Genomic DNA, 19636 nt, shown 5'->3' with positions numbered 1-19636 from the left:
GAGTGATGAACTCAACAGCAAGAACGTGATAGAAAAGAGCTAAGCATTAGCTCTTTTTTTTGGTCGCTTGAAAGGGGCGAGTGGCAAGATGATCAGCATGATACCGATAAAGGTTAATGTATCTGGAATCTCATCGAACCAAATGGCGCCAATTAACGCGACAAACACTAAGCCTGAATATTCTGCTAAAGCGATTTGGCTTGAGTGTGCTTTTTGGTAGGCGGCTACTGCCAGCCCGTTGTAACTCAGTATTAGTGCCGCACTCAAGGCTATGTATCCAAGGTGTTCTAAAGACACAGGCTGCCAATACAAAAAGCATAGAATTAATGATACAGGGATGGAAAAGAGTGTTGTCCACCACAACGTCGTGACTACGGATTGTTCGCTTGGAAGTTTCCTTACTAGTACATTAAACAGCGCAAGCGTCAGTGCTGTACCCAATGCAAACAGTGCTGCCCAGTGAAATTGCGATGGTCTCAAGACAATCAATGCGCCAATAAAGCCTATTGTCGTAGCGATAACCTTGCCGAGTGCCGGTTGCTCTTTCAATAGCAACATAGAGAGCGGCAGCATCAGTAAAGGCGCGACATAAAATACTGCATTGGCGGTTGCCAAAGACAAGTGAGTGATCGCGACCACCATACATCCACTGCCGATTAGAATTAACTGACCTCGAATGAAGGTTACCTTAGCCTGCTGTAAGCGCCGTTGTTCTTGTTTCTGTTGTAGCCACAAAGGGGTGATGATGAGCAGAGATATCAACTGTCGGAAAAAAATATACTGAAGAGGTGGCACTTCACCATTCAACAGTTTTACCGCTACGTCGGAAAGCGAGGCAAACAAGTTACCTGCAATCAGCAATAGGATACCGACAGTGATATTCGACATTACTTCTCTAATCTCATATCGACGTGCGGAATATCGTCTTCCAAGTACATCTCAGAGATCGTTTTGAAGCCGTGGCTCGCATAGAAGTTTTCTAGGTGTTGTTGCGCACCAATATCGATAGTCGTGCTAGGCCAAAGAGCCTCACAGCGTGTTAACGCTTCTTTTATCAATTGATGGCCTAAACCATCACCTCTTGCCGATTGCTTCGTCGCCACTCGGCCGATGCTGGTGTTGTCGTAAGAAGTTCCTGGTGGTAACAAGCGTGCACACGCCACCAACTCTGCATCAGCATAGCCAAGCAAGTGTTCAACACCTGCGAGTGTATCTTTACCGTCGAGCTCTGGGTAAGGGCAATTTTGCTCAACGACGAACACATCTACTCGTAATTTAAGTAGTTGATAAAGCTGTTGTGTTGAAAGTTCAGAGAAAGGAATTGAGTGCCAAGTGATCATGTTTACGTCCAGAGATTATCGATGCTCTGAATGTACTATGCGCGATGAATGTTGGCATTAACTATTGTTAATTCGACCTTTAATTCTGCTCAAGCTTATCGCGGTTATTCCTAAATAAGCGGCAATTTGATTGTCGTTGAGGCGCTGTTCAAGGTCTGGATAGTGCTCACAGAAAAGCTGGTAACGTTGCTCTGGGGTATAGAGCAACATGAAGCGCTCCTTATTTTCTTTGTGCATCAGCTGCGTTTCTAACAACTTTAAATACAAAGGATTATTAGATGCACGCCACTCGATAACCGCATTCATTGGTAGCTCTAACAGTGTAATCGGTGTCAGTGTTTCAAGTAGGTAAGGGGACGCTTGGTTTTTTATCAGACTCTCAAAGCCAATGATCCAATCTTGTTCCCAGTAGAACTCTTTGCTGTATTGCTTACCGTCGTCAGTGAGGTAGCAAGCATGACATAAGCCTTCAAGCACGAAGTAGATTGAACCTGCCATCTCACCTTGGTTAATAAGGATGTGTCTGGTTGGTAGCTCAAGAGGCTTGGCGACAGCGACTAGCGATTCAATCTGACTTTCTGAGAAGTCGAAGATTTGTAGTTGTTCGATAAAAGAAGTGTGCATGAAAATAACCTAACCCAAATAAGTGCTGAAATCATCGCACTTATTTGAGTGTAGGTACAGTTCGGGCTAAATCAGCGTTGGGCGTGCTGCTTTAGGTAATCTTGAGCAAGTTCTCTACCCATGTATTTACCTAAGGTTTTCAGTGGTACTTTCTTAAGGTTCACCACAATCAAACCATCTAACGCATCATTAAACGATGGGTCGACGTTAAAACACACCAGCTTGCCATTCATTCCAAGGTATTGGCGCAATAATACTGGTAGGCCTTTTCCTTGCTCCATGCGTGCTAACACTTTAGAGAGCAGAGGCACACTCGCCAGTGACGATAATAGATGATTCTGCCAGAACACATGACTACTGGTATTGAGCGGTGAAGAAGGGGAAACCAGACTTGCCTTTTCCTCATCATAGTGGTGAATCGATAAGGTGGTTGCGATCAACAGGCGGGCATTGTGGCTGTAATCATTACTGATACTGACCGGGCCAAATAGGTGGGTGTATTTAGGGTTGCGGGACACAAAGGTCGCGATGCCTTTCCACAGCAGCAGCAGTGAGTTAAGGCTCTTTTGATAAGGTTTACTCACCACGGAACGCCCAAGCTCAATGCTGTTTTCTAGAGTATCAATGAATTCCTGGTTGTAGTTAAACAGGCTACGAGAGTAGAGCTGATCAAGCCCGTGCTTTGCGATGAGTTTGTCGACTATACCGAGTCGATACGCGCCAACCAGTTGTGCCTTAGTTTTATTCCACACAAACAGTTGATGGTAGTAAAGGTCATACTCGTCCAAATCACAGGCAAGCCCACTACCTTCTCCAACTTCACGGAAACTCTCTTCTCTGACTCGGCCAATCTCGCGCATTAAGTTTGGAATAGATTGGCTTGGCGTGCAGTAGACCTCAAAGTCCCCTTGCTCAAGTAACCTCATCTCTTCCGGAAGAGAATCGACCTCTATTGCCAACACTTCTGGCGGAATAGGCGCAATCACTTGGTTATCAAAAGAGGGTGCGTGGATTGTCGTGGTCGGACTATCTTGTTGACTCATTAGGTAGGTATTGAGTCGTAGGTAGTTGACGATATCCATCTCTTTTTCAAATGATTTTATCTCTGGATACGGAATCGATGCTCCAATCGAGATAGAGATAGTCGTTGCCTGTTTATTAAGAAGTTCACGGCCGAGTAAAGCGGTTCTTAATAGTGGATGAACACGACCTGCTTGGTAGAACAGCTCGCTATTTTTACCATTGATAAAAATAGGCACAGTGGTGGCTTGGTGACGTTTGACGAATTTCGCTACCGACTTGCTCCACTCGATGTCTGTTAGTGTCTTGGCCCCTTTACGGTAGCTCGATACTTCACCTGCTGGGAATACAATCAATAGCCCACCATCAGCCAAATGACGATTGGCATCTCGAATCGCTTTGGCATTGGTGCGTTTCGACTCTTTACTGTTAAAGACATCGACACCGATGAAAAGATCATCCAATTCAGGCAGGCGCTTAAGTAACTCATTGGCCAGCACCTTAACATCCTTTCTTACTGATCCTACGAGATCGGCAAGGATCACGCCTTCGATGGCGCCAAGCGGGTGGTTCGCCACAATCACCACAGGCCCTTCTTCCGGGATATTCTCTGTGGTGCCAGATGAAACCGAGTAGTCGATATTGAGCGCCGACAGAGTGTAATTCATGAATTCGAAGCTAGATAACTCGTTTTTACGATCTTGGTAGAGTCGGTCTAGCTTAGATAGCCCAGTTGCCCACTCGACAACAGACTCACCTAAACCAAAAGGCGTGTAACGTGGTAAACGAAAAGGACTATCAATCATAATGAAGCTACCTTACTTAATCAGCTGCGGCCAAGCTTTATCGGCTTGTTGAATATGCTGTGCACGGTCTTTCTCCCAGGTCTCCTGAATCTCTTGGTCGTAGTTGAGGTACAGCTTGTTATCAACAATTGTCCATTGATTAGGGTCACCGGGTGCAAAGTCACTTTTTGCTGAAACAGCCCAAGCGCAATAGCCACCATATTGAGGGGCATATTTTTCAGGATTATTAACAAATAAAGTCAGATTCTTTTCAGAAGAGAAATACCAGTCCGCACCTTTGTACTCTGTGCTGAAGTCTTTACTGCCTTCAATAGGCTTACCTGAAGTGAAATAAGCGACGGTATCGTAGCCATCGAGCGCCTTGCTGCTAAAGAATCCGGTGTAGATTTCGTCTGCAGCAAATACGTAAGGGCTAACAAGTAGCATGACCATGGTTAATAGTTTTCTCATGATGGACTCCATCTATAGATTGATTGCTGGTGATAAATCGAAGGTAAAACGCTGTTGATTTATCTGGCATGGTTTAATGGGTTCACAAGGCGAGCCGGGTGCGTAAAACATAGAGGCTTGGCCGTGTAGATTACGTAAGTGTGTAAAGCTCACGGTGTGCGCGTCTTCACGATGCATACAGGTCGCTAAATGAGGCTGTTCGCTGTGATGGTGAGAGTGAAACCTAAGCAAATTCTGCTGATTCTTACCTGTTTCCATAAGCTGGTCGTACTTAGCTTGTCGGTAGGCTTGTACTCGCAATAGTTCAACACCTGATGAGAATAACGGTGAATCGGTGTCGGTTATTTTTTGTTGAATACCATCCCACATGTAGGCGATAACCAAACCATTGTTCTGAGTTAAATTCGGCGCGAAAGCCAACAAGGTAAATGGAGCAAAAGAGTGCAAGTCTAGTTGATGAAATGCCTCAGAAATCTGAGTAATGCTGTGACTCGATGATAAGTTCTTGAGCAACAAACCGCGGCTGATCAAAGGGCCAGCGGGCACGGTGCCTTGATAGTTGTTGAGCAGACATAGCGAAAGTCCGAACTCATTAATACTGATCCAGCTACCACCACCGGTTGGATCGAGTGGCATGATGATATCGACGCCGTTGACTCGATATTGTTTAGGTGGCATCGCCAGTGCTCGCGTCTTTTGTTCATCACGATTAAAGAAAACTTGATAGCCATTTTCTTCAAGCAGCCAAGATACTGAACACATTTTATTGCTCCCTCAGGTAGCTGCTAGTGGTAGGGGCATAACCAAAGGTGTTGCAGGTTTCGATATCTAAAAAGGTGGTGATCACCTTGATCATCGCATAGTGATGATTGGCATGCAGGGCTGCAAAGGTGACCTCTCTTTCTAACGTTGAAGGCAGGCTGGCGAATACCTGGGTATCCATTGAAACTTCGGTTTGGATCATGATAGGCGTTTCGAGATCTCTGCGGTCTAATCGTTCAAGCCAGTTGATTACATAGTGGATCTCTTTCAGCGCAATCGATCTGTCAAATTCGACGGGGTGACCACGACGACGAGTGTTGTAATCAACGGTCGCATTCTCTTTTAAAATTAAAGCGTGAAAAAGATCGAGCGTATGACGAGTATGCTCACCAATAGAGCTTGTGACGTGAGGCTTTGCTCGTGTCAGATAGTCGCTGTCAGATATCGCTAACAAAAATTCTAGACCCTGATTTAATATTTCTACCGCTCCTGTGATACTAGGAGAGAAAGAAGTGAGGGCGCTCGGTTGGGCTATGGGGTTCATTCATGGTCCTCGTACAAAGTTAGTCAGTGGTCGGATATTGTTGAACAAGACGTCGCTCTTCTTGCCACGCAGCGAATAAGCTCTTGAAAGAAGGAGTCTTATGGCCTCGTTGTTTTTGCTGAGCGCCAATATCAAAAAGAATGCGGTATTGCAAAAGTAGCGTAGAAAATATCTCTCGCAGTGGTGTGTTGCGATCCCAGATATGCCCAGCCTCACTGCTTGCGCCATTGACCTCAAGGATCGTGAAATCCTCGCCGTTCATTAGGCTGTGCATGTCCTTAAACTTGACGTCGAGTCGGCCAAAGTGGAAGCCATCGAAGTCGTCGAATATCTCATCTAAGCGTTCGGTCAAAGCTTGGGTGATGTATTGATTGCCGTCTCGGAAGATACAGCCACGGCTATGACTACCTGCAAACGCGAGTTGGAATTCTTCACCCTCTGCGAGCACTTGATCCAATTTATCTTCATGCCTTGGTAGATATAGGTGACTAAGTTGCCCAGCACGCGGGCTATTTTCAATTAACTGTTTGAGTGTCGAGGAACCATCACCCGTTACCATTGGCGAGTATTTGAGTGTGATCGAGATGATCTCGCCTTGCTTTTTATTTGGGTAGCGCACATAGAAAACGCCAGCTTCGGCTTGATAAGGCGCCTTTTCTTACAGTAGAAAGCGAGCATTATTTGGAAAAGATTCAACATATTGCTCAAGTTGATCTTGTGTGTTGATCAGCTTAACGCCAACGCCTCGACAGCCAAGATCCGGTTTCGCCACTATGGGGAAGTTAAGATCCGATTGTGTTAGCGCACTGAGTGCATCTTCGGTTTGTTTTTTACTATTAAGATCCGTTTTGGTTAGGGTAATAAACGGAGAGATCCAACGCTGACTTGATGAGCCAGCAAGGCTTAATATTTCGTGTTTTGATTCACCTACCATGCCACTTAACTTAATGCTTGGGTTGGCGATGAGCGGCAGTGCCCAGTCAAAGTGCCGTAACCCTTGCATCAAGCTTTGAACCACTACTGGAGTGTAGAAAAACCAAGTCGGAAGGAATTCATAAGGAGAGACACTACGCGCGGTATCTTTTTCAAGCAGAGGCATACCTGCATTGATTTGATGCGCAGGGATGATGCGAATATCTTTCGGTGAACTCATGATAATCCTCTAGAGTAGGTTTTATTCATTAATCGATTACCGATAAACAGTAAAGCGATGGCACACGGGATGACGATCCATTGATATTCAGAGGCTTGCAGCCACGCTGATGTCCCTAAATAGTAGATGGTAGAGAAGACAATGCCAGTCCAGATCGCAGTAGCACTAATGACAGCGAACAAAAAAGTAGGAAGTGGAATTGCGAAAAAGCCACTTAAGGTAAAGCCAACAGTGCGAAGCCCCGGGATAAAGCGGATGACAAAAAGGCTGCTGAACGCGTTCTGACGTAATTTAGTACGAAGCGAACGAAAGTACTTATTAGTGAGGGCTTTGTAACGAACGCCTCTGAAGTAACGTCCTGATTTTCCTAGGTAATAGAGTCCCAAGTCACCAGTGGCAATACCGATGAAAATGGCAAGCAACGCATATTGAGGAAGAATGAGCCCTTGAGTTGCTAAACCAGCTGCCGTAACAATCGCCAGATCTTCAAGCAGGTAAGAAAGCGCGATGATGCCAAACATCAGCCATAGCAACGACTCCTCCCCTGAATGTAACCATGCTTGAATGCTCTCGACGCTGCTCATTAAATATCCTTATCTATCCTATAAATGAATGGCTTAATGATCATTCATTGAGTGTAGTAAATTAAATAGACAGGAGGAGCGGGGAAAAACTTACAGGTGATGGAGGATTTTTTGTACTTGCTTTGTTCGACCAGTACTGTGGAATGCGTTGTTTAAGTCAAGATTGAAGCGAAATGTTTGATATTTTAAAAGTGGATTTAACGAGAGTTTGTAGTTAAAAAACCCGGGCTTGGAGTGGGGGATCTTACATAAGAAAAGAAAAAGGCTGAGTCGTTAAACTCAGCCTTTAATAACATTAACTATTGATTAATAAAGCTATCTATTTAGTTAAGTCAATTTGGTAAACAGCAAAACCAACATCGTCAGTCGCAACACGTTTCATCGGGTATTGACCTTTTTCTTTGATGAATTCAGCCGCTTTGTCACTTGGAGATGTTTCAAAGCGAATATCTAGCTTGTTATCCGTTTTGATTGGAGCAAATGACCAATTGTTATCTGCGCTTGGGCTAACTTGACCTTGCTCTTTGCTTACGCGAGAGATGTAGTTAGCAAGAACAGTGCGGTTTTCATCTGGTGCATCAAATGCGATGAAATCTTCGCCTGTACCCGGGAACTTAGCACTGTATGCACGGTAGTTGTTGGTTGCGATCAAGAAGTCTTGCTTCATGTCGATTGGCTTACCTTGGTAAGTTAGGCCAACAATACGTTGAGACTCAGGGTTAACCACTTTACAGTTTGCATCGTATTTCGCAGGTTGTGTTACGTCGATTTGGTAATCAACACCGTCGATAACATCAAAGTTGTAAGTACGGAAGTTATCCCACTCGATCAACTGTTGTGGTGCTGTCGAGTTAACATCAACTTGGTTGAACTGACCAGCTGAACACTCAAGCCACTCTTGTACTTCGTGACCCGTTACCTTCATCGCGACTAACGTGTTCGGGTAAAGGTATAAATCGGCTGCGTTACGGAACGTTAGTTGACCTGATTCCACTTCAGTGAAGTTAGCTGGGTCATTTTTACGACCGCCGGCTTTAAAAGGCGCTGCCGCTGACAATACTGGAATACCGTCTAGGTCTGGGTCACCTTGGATGAACTGTTCTACGTAATCTTTCTGTGCAAGGTTAACAATTTGTACTGTTGGATCGTCTTGTACTAGAGACAGGAAGCTGTACATCACGTCGTCTGCTTTACCAATAGGTTGGTTAACAAACTCACGAGTACCTGCATGGTCTTTTTCTAGTGCCGTTACGATACCTTCATCTGCAGCAGCAAGCGATTTCTTCTCGATCTTGTCGTAGATAGGGCGTGCTTCTGATTGGCCTTTAACGACTTCCCACTTACCGTCTTTTTGTGCAAGTGTTAGGTCCATAACACCAACGTGGCTACCCCAACGGCCAGGCATTACTGCCGCAACGCCATTCATTGTGCCCGTTTCGTTGTCGATGCCTTGAATGTCATCAAAACCTTTACCTGGGAATACTGCATGAGAGTGGCCGAATGCGATTGCATCGATACCATCTACTTCAGAGAGGTAGAACGTTGAGTTCTCTTCGCCATTTTTGTAAGGGTCAGTTGATACGCCAGAGTGAGGGATAGCAACGATAACTTCAGCGCCTTCTGCTTTCATTTGAGGCACTAGCTCGTTAGCTGTCTCAATGATGTCACGAGCGATCACTTTGCCTTCAAGGTTCTTCTTATCCCACGTCATGATTTGTGGTGGAACGAAACCGATGTAGCCGACTTTTACTTCATGCTCTACGCCAGCAGTATCTTCGAACGTATGCGTCTTGATGATATAAGGCGTGAAGTAGTGTTCTTTGGTTTCTGCGTCGTAAACGTTGGCACTGATGTATGGGAAATCAGCATCGTTGATAGACTCTTCTAGGAACTCAAGACCGTAGTTGAATTCGTGGTTACCTAGGTTTGCAGCGTCGTAGCTTAGTTGATTCATTGCTTTGTACGCAGGGTGAACTTCACCAGCTTCGATGCCTTTGTCTGCCATGTAGTCACCCATTGGGCTACCTTGCAGCAAATCACCGTTATCAACTAATACGCTGTTGGTTACTTCGCTTTGAGCTTCTTTTACTAAAGTTGCAGTACGTGCTAAGCCGATTTTTTTCGATGGCTTGTCTTTGTAGTAGTCGTAATCCATTAGGTTGGTATGGATGTCCGTCGTTTCTACGACACGTAGTTTAATCACTTCATCGGTATCTGGTGTTGTTGTGCAGCCTGCTAAAGTCAAACCAAGACCTGCAAGTACAGCCAATGATAAAGGTTTCATTGCAACTTTCATTTTGGAGCTCCAAAGTGGATTAGTAGAAAATTCGTTGCGTAATGTAACAAAACCGAATGAAACAATGATTACAACGAATGTTAATTCGTGACTTAGATCGATTACTTTATGGTGTTCTGCAAGACGCCTCCCAAAGCTGCTCAATCAATGTACAAATGACATCGATAATAATAGTCCATTCATTTCACCTGTTTATCGATAAATCCCATCCCTTATCAGCTTTTCGAATAAAAAATGAAATTTTAGAATTTCCAGTAATATGAGAGGCTCGTCATAATGTCTATATCAAGGACGTATCAGGCAGATGAATAGCAAGGATAGCTCAAACGTAGCTTCTGTTTTCTTCTAGTGCCAATACTCCCATTCACCCAAGTGAATGAGTTAAATCCCATGCTTGGCAAGACCAAGTAATGAATTGCTCGTAACGCGAGCCTTAAAGGAAGCACTGAAATGGACCAAGAACGTTTAACCCACCTAAAACAGCTCGAAGCGGAAAGTATCCATATTATTCGCGAAGTGGCGGCTGAGTTTGATAACCCAGTGATGATGTACTCAATCGGTAAAGATTCTTCTGTGATGCTTCATTTAGCTCGCAAAGCGTTTTACCCAGGCAAGATTCCATTCCCACTATTGCACGTTGATACGGATTGGAAATTTCGCGAGATGATTGAGTTTCGTGACCGCACAGCCAAAAAGTATGGTTTTGAGTTATTAGTGCACAAGAACCCTGAAGGTATCGAAATGGGGTGTAGCCCATTTGTGCATGGCTCTTCTAAGCACACCGACATCATGAAAACTCAAGGCCTAAAGCAGGCGTTAAACAAGTACGGGTTCGATGCCGCTTTTGGTGGTGCGCGTCGTGATGAAGAAAAGTCTCGAGCCAAAGAACGTGTTTACTCTTTCCGCGACAAGAACCACACATGGGATCCAAAAAACCAACGTCCAGAACTTTGGCATACCTATAACGGCCAGGTTAATAAAGGCGAAAGCATTCGTGTCTTCCCGCTATCTAATTGGACTGAGCTCGATATCTGGCAATACATCTACCTAGAGAGCATCGATATTGTTCCACTTTACCTTTCAGACAAGCGTCCTGTGGTTGAGCGTGATGGCATGTTGATCATGGTTGATGATGACCGTATGGAGCTACAAGAAGGTGAAGTGATTGAAGAGAAAAGCGTTCGCTTCCGTACTTTGGGTTGTTACCCACTGACCGGAGCCGTTGAATCTGAGGCGAACACGCTAACAGGCATTATTGAAGAGATGCTGGTGGCAACATCCAGTGAGCGTCAAGGTCGAGCGATTGACCATGATCAGTCGGGCTCAATGGAGCTGAAAAAGCGCCAAGGTTATTTCTAAGAATCTAAGGAAAGAAAAATGAATAGTGCAGTAGAAGCCGAATTGGCTGAACTAGGGATTGAAGGTTATCTAAGTCAGCATCAGCATAAATCTATGCTTAGATTTTTAACTTGTGGCTCGGTAGATGATGGTAAAAGTACGTTAATCGGTCGCTTGCTCCATGATACAAAACAGATTTATGAAGATCAGCTAGCAGCGGTTCACTCGGATAGCCAACGAGTGGGTACGACGGGTGAGAAACCTGATTTGGCACTGCTTGTTGATGGCTTGCAGGCTGAGCGTGAGCAAGGCATCACGATCGACGTGGCTTACCGCTACTTCTCGACTCAAAAACGTAAGTTCATTATTGCTGATACCCCAGGACATGAGCAGTACACGCGCAACATGGCAACAGGCGCTTCAACGTGTGATCTTGCTGTGATCTTGATTGATGCTCGTAAGGGCGTTCTGGATCAAACTCGTCGTCACTCGTTTATTTCGAACCTGCTTGGTTTGAAGCATTTTATTGTGGCAGTAAACAAGATGGATCTGGTGGAATACTCACAAGATCGTTTTGAAGAGATTCGTGATCAGTATTTAGAATTTTCTGAAAACCTCGAGGGTGAAACTAATATTCAAATTCTGCCTGTTTCCGCGCTTGAAGGCATTAACGTTGCTGCACCAAGTAAAGAGCTTGCATGGTTTGAAGGTCCATCTCTACTAGAAGTTCTAGAAAACGTAGATATTGATCAAAAGCGCTCTGCGGGTGAATTCCGTTTCCCGGTTCAATACGTGAATCGTCCTAATTTAGACTTCCGTGGTTTTGCAGGCACCGTTGCTTCTGGTCGCGTTAGCGTAGGTGATGAAATCAAGGCGTTGCCTTCAGGTAAAACCTCGAAGGTGGCAAGCATTGTGACCTTTGATGGTGAACTTGAATCGGCGCAAGCGGGTTTGGCGGTAACACTGACTCTTGAAGATGAAATCGATATCAGTCGTGGTGATTTGATTGTGTTGGAAAACGCTCAGATTGAATCAACTAACCATGTATTGGCTGACATCGTGTGGATGACAGAACAACCACTGCAACCGGGCAAAGCTTACGACATCAAAATCGCAGGCAAGAAAACCGTCGGTCAGGTTGAAACGGTTCGTCACCAATATGACATCAACAACCTGTCGACTCACGACGTGGATGAATTACCACTCAATGGTATTGGTTTGTGTGAATGGTCATTGAACGAGACTGTCGCGCTGGATAAATATCGTGAAAGTGCCGATACCGGTGGCTTTATCGTTATTGATCGTCTTACCAATGTAACGGTTGGCGCTGGCTTGATTCGAGACCGTTTGGACTCTGTTGAACAGCAAGTAGGTAACTTCTCTGCATTTGAACTTGAGTTCAACGCATTGGTACGCAAGCACTTCCCACATTGGGATGCCAAAGATCTAAGCCAATTACTGAAGTCATAAACGACTAAGTAACAGCTTATTGAATCAGGCGGAAACCCATCGTTTCCGCCATAAAGGACGGGTATATGTGGCAACAAGGATTTGTATTAGCGATTTTGCTCGGCATCATTACTTGCCTGCTCGTTACCCGTATTAAGCCAAGCTTTATCTTTGCTGGCGCGGCGTTTATTGCTTTTATGGCTGGCATGATCGATTTGTCGAGCTTAGCCAATAACTTCACTAACTCCTCGTTACTGACTTTAATTCTTCTTATCCTCGCATCAAGTGCGTTGGAAAAAACTCGCTTAATCAGTTGGGTTAGCTGCAATATCTCTGAAGGTCGGCTAGGTACCGTGGTTGCGAAGTTGGGTATTTCCACAGCGTTACTTTCATCTTTTACCAATAACACCGCGGTGGTGGTCTCTTTGATCGGGGCGATCAAACGTAATCAACAACATGCGCCGTCTAAGTTACTTATCCCTTTGTCATACGCTGCCATCTTAGGTGGCACCCTGACATTGATCGGTACTTCAACTAACTTGATCATCAATAGCTTTGTTGAAGATGCTGGATTGCCGAGCTTAAACTTTTTCACACCTACCTTGATCGGTTTAGCGGTTTTGGTCGGTGGCGTGTTGATCCTTATTCCTCTTAGCTATTTTCTACCAAGCTACGATGATGGATCGCAGGACGATCTGCCTTACTTTTTAGAAGCAAGAGTTGAACCAGGCTCGCCTTTAGTAGGCCGAAGCGTAAGCGAAAATAACCTCCGAGCGCTGAGAAAACTGTTTTTAGCTGAAGTGATTCGAGACGGTAAAACAACGGCGTCTATTGATCCTGATTTCATTCTTCAAGCTCGTGACCGACTGTTGTTTTGTGGTGACGTTGAGAGTGTTGCGACACTGCAGGAAATCCAAGGGTTAACCCTGTTTGGTCAACATCACCTAAACGGACAAAGTTTTGTTGAGGTCGTGGTGAGCTCATCGGCAAGCTTCTGTAATAAGACCTTAAAAACTAGCCAATTTAGAGATCGCTTCGATGCGGTTGTTGTTGCTATCCGCCGTGGCCACGAGCGCCTTGAAGGTGGGCTAGGGAATATCACATTGACCGCTGGTGATACTCTAATTTTGGTTCCTGGTAAACGCTTTGAAGAGCAACGTCAGCAACACAATAAAGAGTTTGTGTTGATGAATGACCTAGACTCAAGTGCCAAGCTTGATGCTGATAAATCGACGTTTGTTTTGCTTGGCTTCGCTAGTGTCATTGGCTTATCGCTTGTCGATGCAGTACCTATCATTAAAGGGTTAGCGGGTTTTTTATTACTGCTGGTGGCATTTGGTGTGGTGCAACTCGGTGAGCTTCGTCGCCGTTTTCCGGTTGATATTGTGGTGATCGTTGGCTCTGCACTTTCTATTGCTCAACTGATGATTTCATCTGGATTGTCTGAACGTATGGGGTTGATGTTCATAGAGGCCTTCAATGGTTGGGGCGTGTTTGGTGCCTTAGTAGCGACCTACTTCATGACTCTGGTTCTTACTGAACTTGTGACCAATAATGCGGCGGCAGCACTCTCATTCCCTATTGGTTATAGCATGGCAGTAGGCTATGGCGTTGACCCAATGCCATTTATCATGGCGGTGTTGTTTGGCGCCAGTGCTAGCTTTATCTCTCCTTATGGTTACCAAACCAATTTACTCGTATATAGCGTAGGTAATTATCATATTACGGATTATTTGCGCATTGGTATTCCAATCTCGATTGTCTATTCGGGCTTGGTATTGACCCTAATTCCTTATTTTTTCCCATTTTAATGCTGTTTATTTAAAGGACTAATTATGACCGCAGTACTCAAACCAAAAGATGAGAATGTTGTGTGGCATCAGCACTCGATTGATAAAACATTCCGCTCTGATCTGAAATCACAAAAGCCAGCCGTGCTCTGGTTCACGGGATTATCTGGTTCTGGTAAGTCGACAGTCGCTGGAGCATTAGAAAATCGCTTAGCACAGCTTGGTTACCATACTTACTTGTTGGATGGTGATAATGTTCGTCACGGATTGTGTAGCGATCTTGGCTTCTCAGAGCAGGATCGTCGTGAGAATATTCGTCGCATAGGCGAGTTGGCAAAGTTGATGGCGGACGCAGGATTAATCGTACTGTCGGCTTTTATTTCTCCGCATCAAGCTGAAAGACAGTTAGTGCGAGACTTACTGCCGGAAGGTGAATTTCTTGAAGTGTTTGTCAACACGCCGCTAGAGGTGTGTGAGCAGCGTGACCCTAAAGGTCTGTATAAGAAAGCTCGCGCTGGAGAAATTCCAAACTTCACGGGTATTAGTTCTGTTTATGAGGCGCCTGAGAATCCCGAGATTAATCTACCGGCAGGTGAGAAGACACTCGATGAACTGGTAGAGTTATGTATTGACGCATTAGAGAAGCGTAATATTTTAGCCAATTGAGATCGTTGGTATGACTAAAGCTGCTCACTTACTTACTGCTTATTCACGACTTATAAGTAGTGCAGCCTTGGTTTACCGAGACAAGAAACCTATCTTCTAATTTCTCTTTATTCTTCTAAATATACTTCATTACCTACACCGTTTATTACCTAGACGGTGTAGTTAACACTGCTTTTGACTTCTGTCTGTACTGTGAATTTGTGGTTCAATAATGCAATCAGTTGGTCGTAGTACTGCATGTTAGGTTTATTCCCAAGCAAGGTACAAAGTTCATTGCCTGTTGGGCTGAATCGGTAGTAAACCAGCTTAACCCCTTTTGATATAGGCGCCAGTGACATGCTCTTACCTTGGTAAGTCAAGTGTAACGCTGGATCGAAATCAATCTCACCAGACTCTAACTCAGTCCCCAAAATAATACCCAGTTCAATCAGGTGTAATAGGCTTGAGTAGGGCAGGTTGTGTCCACCAAGGTTGATGGTGTTGGTAGTATCTCTTTTGCCAAAGTTAAATATACCAGCATGGGTTTTAAAACCGAGTAATAGCTTTCTGCTGTTATCACTACCAAAGCTACAACCCAGTGACGCGGCTCTTTGTAGGGTGAGCGCTTCTTTTGGTGTCATGTCTTTTAAGATCTGAAGCGCCTTCATCGACGTCGAGCCTGGGTTGGTGACTTCTCGTTTCAGTACTTGAGCCCATAGCCTCTGCATCGATGTATTGTGGATCTCTTGCGCCATATCGAAAAAACGGTATAGCCAGTCCTGATCTGGATCTCCTGCTGCTTCATCCTTACATGAAGAGTGTGCCAGTTTAAGAATCTGCTCTAGGTTCTTTTGACGCAACTCTTTACGTTTCTTCTCACGTAATAGTGCCCGTTCGATTAGTGTACTTTCACTTTTATCGGTTGGCTTTGCACCATGACTGATTAAGGAATCTAAGCCGAAGATTTGCGCTATGTGTAACATTCTGCTGGCACTGTCGGCGATATGAGGCTTTTTCTCATGCTTATGCTGTGTATCGCTAGCATGATCAATGATTACTGGCTGTTTGATTTCTGACATAAGAGTACCGTTACGAGACGACTTAACTGTCTAAAATGTAACTCTTTATCTTAATGGTGGCTAGATTTTACGTGCAGAGTTGAAGGTTTAAACAAAATTTTACTTTTGCTAATGATAATAAAATGTTAAATTTGTTGTAATTCTCAAGGAGGAGTTATGAATCAAGTCAATGATAACAAGCTGAAGAAACAGCTTGGCATAGGGTTATTACTCGCTACATATGTGGCTGTGCTAGCTTATCTATCTAATTACATCGCGTAAATTAGATAAACAACATCGTTATGAAACTGTTATTGAATAAGATCATTTTTTCAGTGACGGCAGCTCATCCTTGAGCCACCCTTCTAATGACTACATGTCGTCATATTCTTCAATCGCAGTGCCTTCAATAAGATAACCTGTTTGTGCTAAGTCGTGGCTTATTGACTCAGTTTTCAGCGTACCTACTAAATAAACCACATCCCATAATTGCTGGATTGGTGCACCTTTTGGGAACTTCACGTAGATGATTTGATTCGGTGGTGGTGGTGGTACGTGAATACATGCGCCAAAATACGGGACTAGCAGAAATTCAGTGATCATATTCTCATCGCCTTCCAGTGGAATCACAAAACCAGGAATCTTTACTGTGCTGCCATTTAACTCTGGGCGAACAGCGCCAATTGTCGATTGTTGAGGTTTGTCCGTACTGTCGTGGTTAACCATCGGCATGCCAAATGAGTCTAGTTGAGCTCGTTCCGATTCTGGAATTAAGTCAATCCACTCAAGTGTTAATACCGATTCGTCATTCTGAGTTGTTTCAGCGTGAGCTGTGCTGATAAATGGGAATAAAAGTAGTCCAAGTATCAGTAGGAATTTGCGTTGCATCGTAGGTTCCTAATTTAGATTCGAATAGTCATGCCATCAGACAATGACTGACGGTAAGCCCGGAAAGCGGGAATAAAGCCGATAATGATCCCTGCAATTTGTACCAGCATAAGCAGTTTCCACTCATGAGGCGTGATTGCAGATATCGATATATTGATACCATAACTTTGTTGCACAATTGGAGCAACTACTGCGATCAGGGCAAACAACACGGCAACACCCAATGTGATACCGAGGAAGGTTAGGGCACTTGCTTCACTGATCAGTAAACCAAACACATGACGAGGCCTTGCTCCCATCGCGCGCAGGATAGCCATCTCGCGACGCCTTTCTTGCAAACTAGTGAGTAGGCTACTGAGCATGCCCAATAAACCGGCGACAACAACAAATCCTGAAACAATTAACAATGCTTGTTCTGCTACAGCCATCATTCCCCACAATTCGTGAAGGGCAATGCCCGGCATAATTGCGCTCAAAGGTTCTTGACGGTAGTTATTGATTTCTCTTTGCAGTGCGAAGGTTTGGATTTTCGAATTCAGCCCGAGCATCATTGCGGTAATCTGCTTCGGTTGGAAATCAAAAGTCTTTAAGGTTTCGGCATCCGGTGTGTGTCCTAGGTTGGCACCTGACTCCCAGCCAACATGAATCGCTTCAATAGCCTCTAACGAAACATGCACGGTCTTGTCTACCGGCGTTCCTGTTGGTGCAAGTATTCCTACAATCTTGAAGGGCAGATTATCGTGACGGCTGAACGCCACATCGCTGATACCGTGTGCAAGAATGATCTGGTCACCGATTTTGTAATCCAGTTTCTTAGCGACATCGGCACCAATCACTACATCGAATAGCTGTTCAAATTCTTTACCTTGTTGGAAAGTAAGTAACTGCTTACTTCCATAGCGATAGTTTTCAAAGTAACTATGATTTGTACCCATCACGCGGAAGCCTTTGTGTGAATCGCCCAATGAGATTGGGATCGCCCACTTTACTGCGTTGTGCTGGCTAAATTCTTGGTAGCTTTTCCAGTCGATGTTGTTGGTCGCATTACCGATTCTGAATACTGAGTAAAGCAGTAGGTTTACCTGACCAGAACGGCCACCGACGATAAGGTCTGTACCTGAAATGGTATTGGCGAAGCTGCTCTTGGCTTCGGTTCTTACGCGCTCTACACCGAGTAATAGAATGACAGACACCGCCACGGTAAGAATAGTCAGAATAGCTGTGGCTTTACGATTGAGTACGCTTTTTAAGGCTAAGTGAGTAATTACTTTCATACGACAACCTTAGCTTGGTTAACGGTTTTTAAATCTATGGTTCGAGTGAACAATTTTTCGAGTGTTGGATCGTGACTCACAAAGATGAGCGTCGAGCCCGCTTGATTGGCCTGTTCTAGCAACAGTTCGATAAAGGCTTCTCGGTTGTCATGATCTAAAGCCGAGGTTGGTTCGTCGGCAATAATGATTTTGGGTTGGCCGATCAAAGCACGAGCGGCAGCAACACGTTGTTGTTGGCCAATACTCAGCTCAGTAACAGGTTTATCCATTAAGGCTTGAGGTAGCTTTAGTCGTAATAATAAATCTTGAGCGGTTGCTTGCAGGCTGTTCTTACTTTCCGTTACTTGTTGCTTGCGAATAGCTGAAAACTGGCAAGGAAGCGTCACGTTGTCGATTACTGATAAGTAAGGGAGCAGGTTAAATTGTTGGAAGATATAACCTATATGGTCGGCTCTGAATTTGTCTCTTTGACGAGGTGTAAGCTGAGTCAGGTCTTGGCCTAAGATAGAGACTTCACCTTGTTCGGCTTGGTTGATTCCAGTCAGCAGGCCTAACAATGTTGATTTCCCGCAACCACTAGGCCCTTTGATGAAAAGGTGCTCTTGGGCTTGGATATGCAGTGAAGGGATCTCTAGCGTTGGGGGCAATTCAGGCTTCCAACGAAAGCTGATATTTTCGAGTTTGACGACAAGTGATGAACTGTCAGAAGACATATTAGCTCCAATAATTAAAGCGGTGTATCTACTGGACAGTTATTCGAATAATAAATTCCCAGAGCACACCGATTTGTACAGCCAAGTAAGTGAATACTTACTTGGCTGCTTATCTACGTTTAATTCAATCTAATACTGATTAGAATCGAAAACTAATACGATCTGCGTTAAGCACTTCTTGAATTTGAGCGCTGTCAGTTAGCAGGTTTACCGTCATTGATTTTGTGTTGCTGAACTTAGAGAACCATTGAGTGCTCACCGTATCTAGCTTCGCAATGTCTGAACATTGGTAGTGATACTCAACCGTGAATTCACCGTGGCCACCTTCTGAATGGTCATGGCCTTCGTGGTCATCATGACCGTGTTCCGCATGGTTATGGTCTTTGTGGTCGTCATGATCGTGCTCAGCGTGGTCATGACCTTCGTGGTCGTCATGTTCGCCTTCAGCGTGGTCATGGCCTTCGTGGTCGTCATGTTCGCCTTCAGCGTGGTCATGGCCTTCATGGTCATCATGGTCATCATGGTCATCATGGTCATCATGGTCATCATGATCGTCTTCTAGGGTGTTCGTCACTGACTTGAACTTCAAAGTACAGCTTGCATTGTTGAAACCAAATAGTTCTTCTGGCTTGTTCAGTTGCGCGATAGCTTGTTCAAACACTTTCTTTTGCTCGGCAGTTTCTGGAGCATGTTCAAAGCCAACCACATCCGCACCAGGAGCTGTTACTTCGATAAGCAGCTCTTGCCCATCTTGAGCGATGTTCACTTCAACTTTACCGTGCACGTGTGCTTCGTGAGAGCGGAATTCTTCGTTAGCTAGAACATTCGTTGAGACAGTCATGCCGATAACAACGGCTAAAATAGTAGGTTTCATGTTTTTTTCCTGGATAAAGGTTAGTTAA

At 44.6% G+C, this 19636-nt stretch carries 18 protein-coding genes and 1 pseudogene; 4 read left to right on the top strand and 15 right to left on the bottom strand.

Going from position 1 to position 19636, the window contains the following annotated elements; all coding sequences use genetic code 11:
* Positions 1 to 39: 39 nt before the first annotated feature.
* The 10 genes and pseudogenes from AC3CH3_RS13755 to AC3CH3_RS13710 form a co-directional block, all read right to left on the bottom strand.
* The gene (locus tag AC3CH3_RS13755) at positions 40 to 888 is read right to left on the bottom strand and encodes a DMT family transporter (RefSeq protein ID WP_488537347.1); all 849 of its coding nucleotides are present in this window, start codon (positions 886 to 888) and stop codon (positions 40 to 42) included.
* A complete protein-coding gene (locus AC3CH3_RS13750) occupies positions 888 to 1340 on the bottom strand; it encodes a GNAT family N-acetyltransferase (protein ID WP_102340807.1) in 453 nt (150 codons plus the stop codon). Before AC3CH3_RS13750 ends, AC3CH3_RS13755 begins: the two co-directional genes overlap by 1 nt.
* Positions 1341 to 1397: 57 nt before the next feature.
* Positions 1398 to 1964: a Crp/Fnr family transcriptional regulator gene (locus AC3CH3_RS13745; RefSeq protein ID WP_488537346.1), complete on the bottom strand. Its 567-nt coding sequence runs from the start codon at positions 1962 to 1964 to the stop codon at positions 1398 to 1400.
* A 71-nt stretch (positions 1965 to 2035) separates the two neighbouring features.
* Entirely contained in the window at positions 2036 to 3790 is a 1755-nt protein-coding gene (locus AC3CH3_RS13740; protein ID WP_488537345.1) for a bifunctional lysophospholipid acyltransferase family protein/GNAT family N-acetyltransferase, read from the bottom strand.
* 12 nt (positions 3791 to 3802) lie between these two features.
* A complete protein-coding gene (locus AC3CH3_RS13735) occupies positions 3803 to 4240 on the bottom strand; it encodes a YHS domain-containing (seleno)protein (protein ID WP_488537344.1) in 438 nt (145 codons plus the stop codon).
* 12 nt (positions 4241 to 4252) lie between these two features.
* On the bottom strand, positions 4253 to 5002 hold the full coding sequence (locus tag AC3CH3_RS13730; protein WP_488537343.1) for an NRDE family protein: 750 nt from the start codon (positions 5000 to 5002) through the stop codon (positions 4253 to 4255).
* A 1-nt stretch (position 5003) separates the two neighbouring features.
* Positions 5004 to 5546: a hypothetical protein gene (locus AC3CH3_RS13725; RefSeq protein ID WP_488537342.1), complete on the bottom strand. Its 543-nt coding sequence runs from the start codon at positions 5544 to 5546 to the stop codon at positions 5004 to 5006.
* Positions 5547 to 5565: 19 nt separating this feature from the next.
* A pseudogene (locus AC3CH3_RS13720) lies at positions 5566 to 6699 on the bottom strand (D-alanine--D-alanine ligase).
* Complete coding sequence (locus tag AC3CH3_RS13715; RefSeq protein ID WP_135458563.1) at positions 6696 to 7283, bottom strand: DedA family protein; 588 nt, start codon at positions 7281 to 7283, stop codon at positions 6696 to 6698. Before AC3CH3_RS13715 ends, AC3CH3_RS13720 begins: the two are co-directional and overlap by 4 nt.
* A 319-nt stretch (positions 7284 to 7602) precedes the next feature.
* The gene (locus AC3CH3_RS13710) at positions 7603 to 9579 is read right to left on the bottom strand and encodes a bifunctional 2',3'-cyclic-nucleotide 2'-phosphodiesterase/3'-nucleotidase (protein ID WP_017076317.1); all 1977 of its coding nucleotides are present in this window, start codon (positions 9577 to 9579) and stop codon (positions 7603 to 7605) included.
* A 450-nt stretch (positions 9580 to 10029) separates the two neighbouring features.
* On the opposite strand from AC3CH3_RS13710, the gene cysD reads away from it, so the two are divergent.
* From cysD to cysC, 4 genes are all read left to right on the top strand, one after another.
* Positions 10030 to 10938 (top strand): sulfate adenylyltransferase subunit CysD, encoded by a 909-nt coding sequence (gene cysD / locus AC3CH3_RS13705; RefSeq protein ID WP_017076318.1) that lies wholly within the window; start codon positions 10030 to 10032, stop codon positions 10936 to 10938.
* A gap of 18 nt (positions 10939 to 10956) precedes the next feature.
* Positions 10957 to 12387: a sulfate adenylyltransferase subunit CysN gene (cysN, locus tag AC3CH3_RS13700; protein WP_488537341.1), complete on the top strand. Its 1431-nt coding sequence runs from the start codon at positions 10957 to 10959 to the stop codon at positions 12385 to 12387.
* Between the two features lie 65 nt (positions 12388 to 12452).
* Positions 12453 to 14177 (top strand): SLC13 family permease, encoded by a 1725-nt coding sequence (locus tag AC3CH3_RS13695; protein WP_488537340.1) that lies wholly within the window; start codon positions 12453 to 12455, stop codon positions 14175 to 14177.
* Positions 14178 to 14201: 24 nt separating this feature from the next.
* Positions 14202 to 14822 (top strand): adenylyl-sulfate kinase, encoded by a 621-nt coding sequence (gene cysC / locus AC3CH3_RS13690; protein WP_017076321.1) that lies wholly within the window; start codon positions 14202 to 14204, stop codon positions 14820 to 14822.
* A 149-nt stretch (positions 14823 to 14971) separates the two neighbouring features.
* Here the strand turns inward: cysC and AC3CH3_RS13685 are convergent, their stop codons facing one another.
* From AC3CH3_RS13685 to zrgA, 5 genes are all read right to left on the bottom strand, one after another.
* Complete coding sequence (locus tag AC3CH3_RS13685; RefSeq protein ID WP_488537338.1) at positions 14972 to 15880, bottom strand: TIGR03899 family protein; 909 nt, start codon at positions 15878 to 15880, stop codon at positions 14972 to 14974.
* A 351-nt stretch (positions 15881 to 16231) separates the two neighbouring features.
* Complete coding sequence (locus AC3CH3_RS13680; protein ID WP_488537337.1) at positions 16232 to 16747, bottom strand: DUF3299 domain-containing protein; 516 nt, start codon at positions 16745 to 16747, stop codon at positions 16232 to 16234.
* A 14-nt stretch (positions 16748 to 16761) separates the two neighbouring features.
* Positions 16762 to 18021 carry an ABC transporter permease gene (locus tag AC3CH3_RS13675; RefSeq protein ID WP_488537335.1) on the bottom strand — a complete coding sequence of 420 codons (1260 nt, stop codon included), beginning with the start codon at positions 18019 to 18021 and terminating at the stop codon, positions 16762 to 16764.
* Positions 18018 to 18734, bottom strand: coding sequence for an ABC transporter ATP-binding protein (locus AC3CH3_RS13670; RefSeq protein ID WP_488537334.1), 717 nt, complete (start codon positions 18732 to 18734; stop codon positions 18018 to 18020). The genes AC3CH3_RS13675 and AC3CH3_RS13670 overlap by 4 nt, the downstream gene beginning before the upstream one ends.
* 139 nt (positions 18735 to 18873) lie before the next feature.
* The gene (gene zrgA / locus AC3CH3_RS13665) at positions 18874 to 19608 is read right to left on the bottom strand and encodes a zinc uptake protein ZrgA (RefSeq protein WP_488537333.1); all 735 of its coding nucleotides are present in this window, start codon (positions 19606 to 19608) and stop codon (positions 18874 to 18876) included.
* Positions 19609 to 19636: the final 28 nt, after the last annotated feature.

The sequence above is a fragment of the Vibrio sp. QJM3NY_35 genome, assembly GCF_057785915.1.
This window is presented reverse-complemented; position numbering and strand designations above follow the sequence as displayed.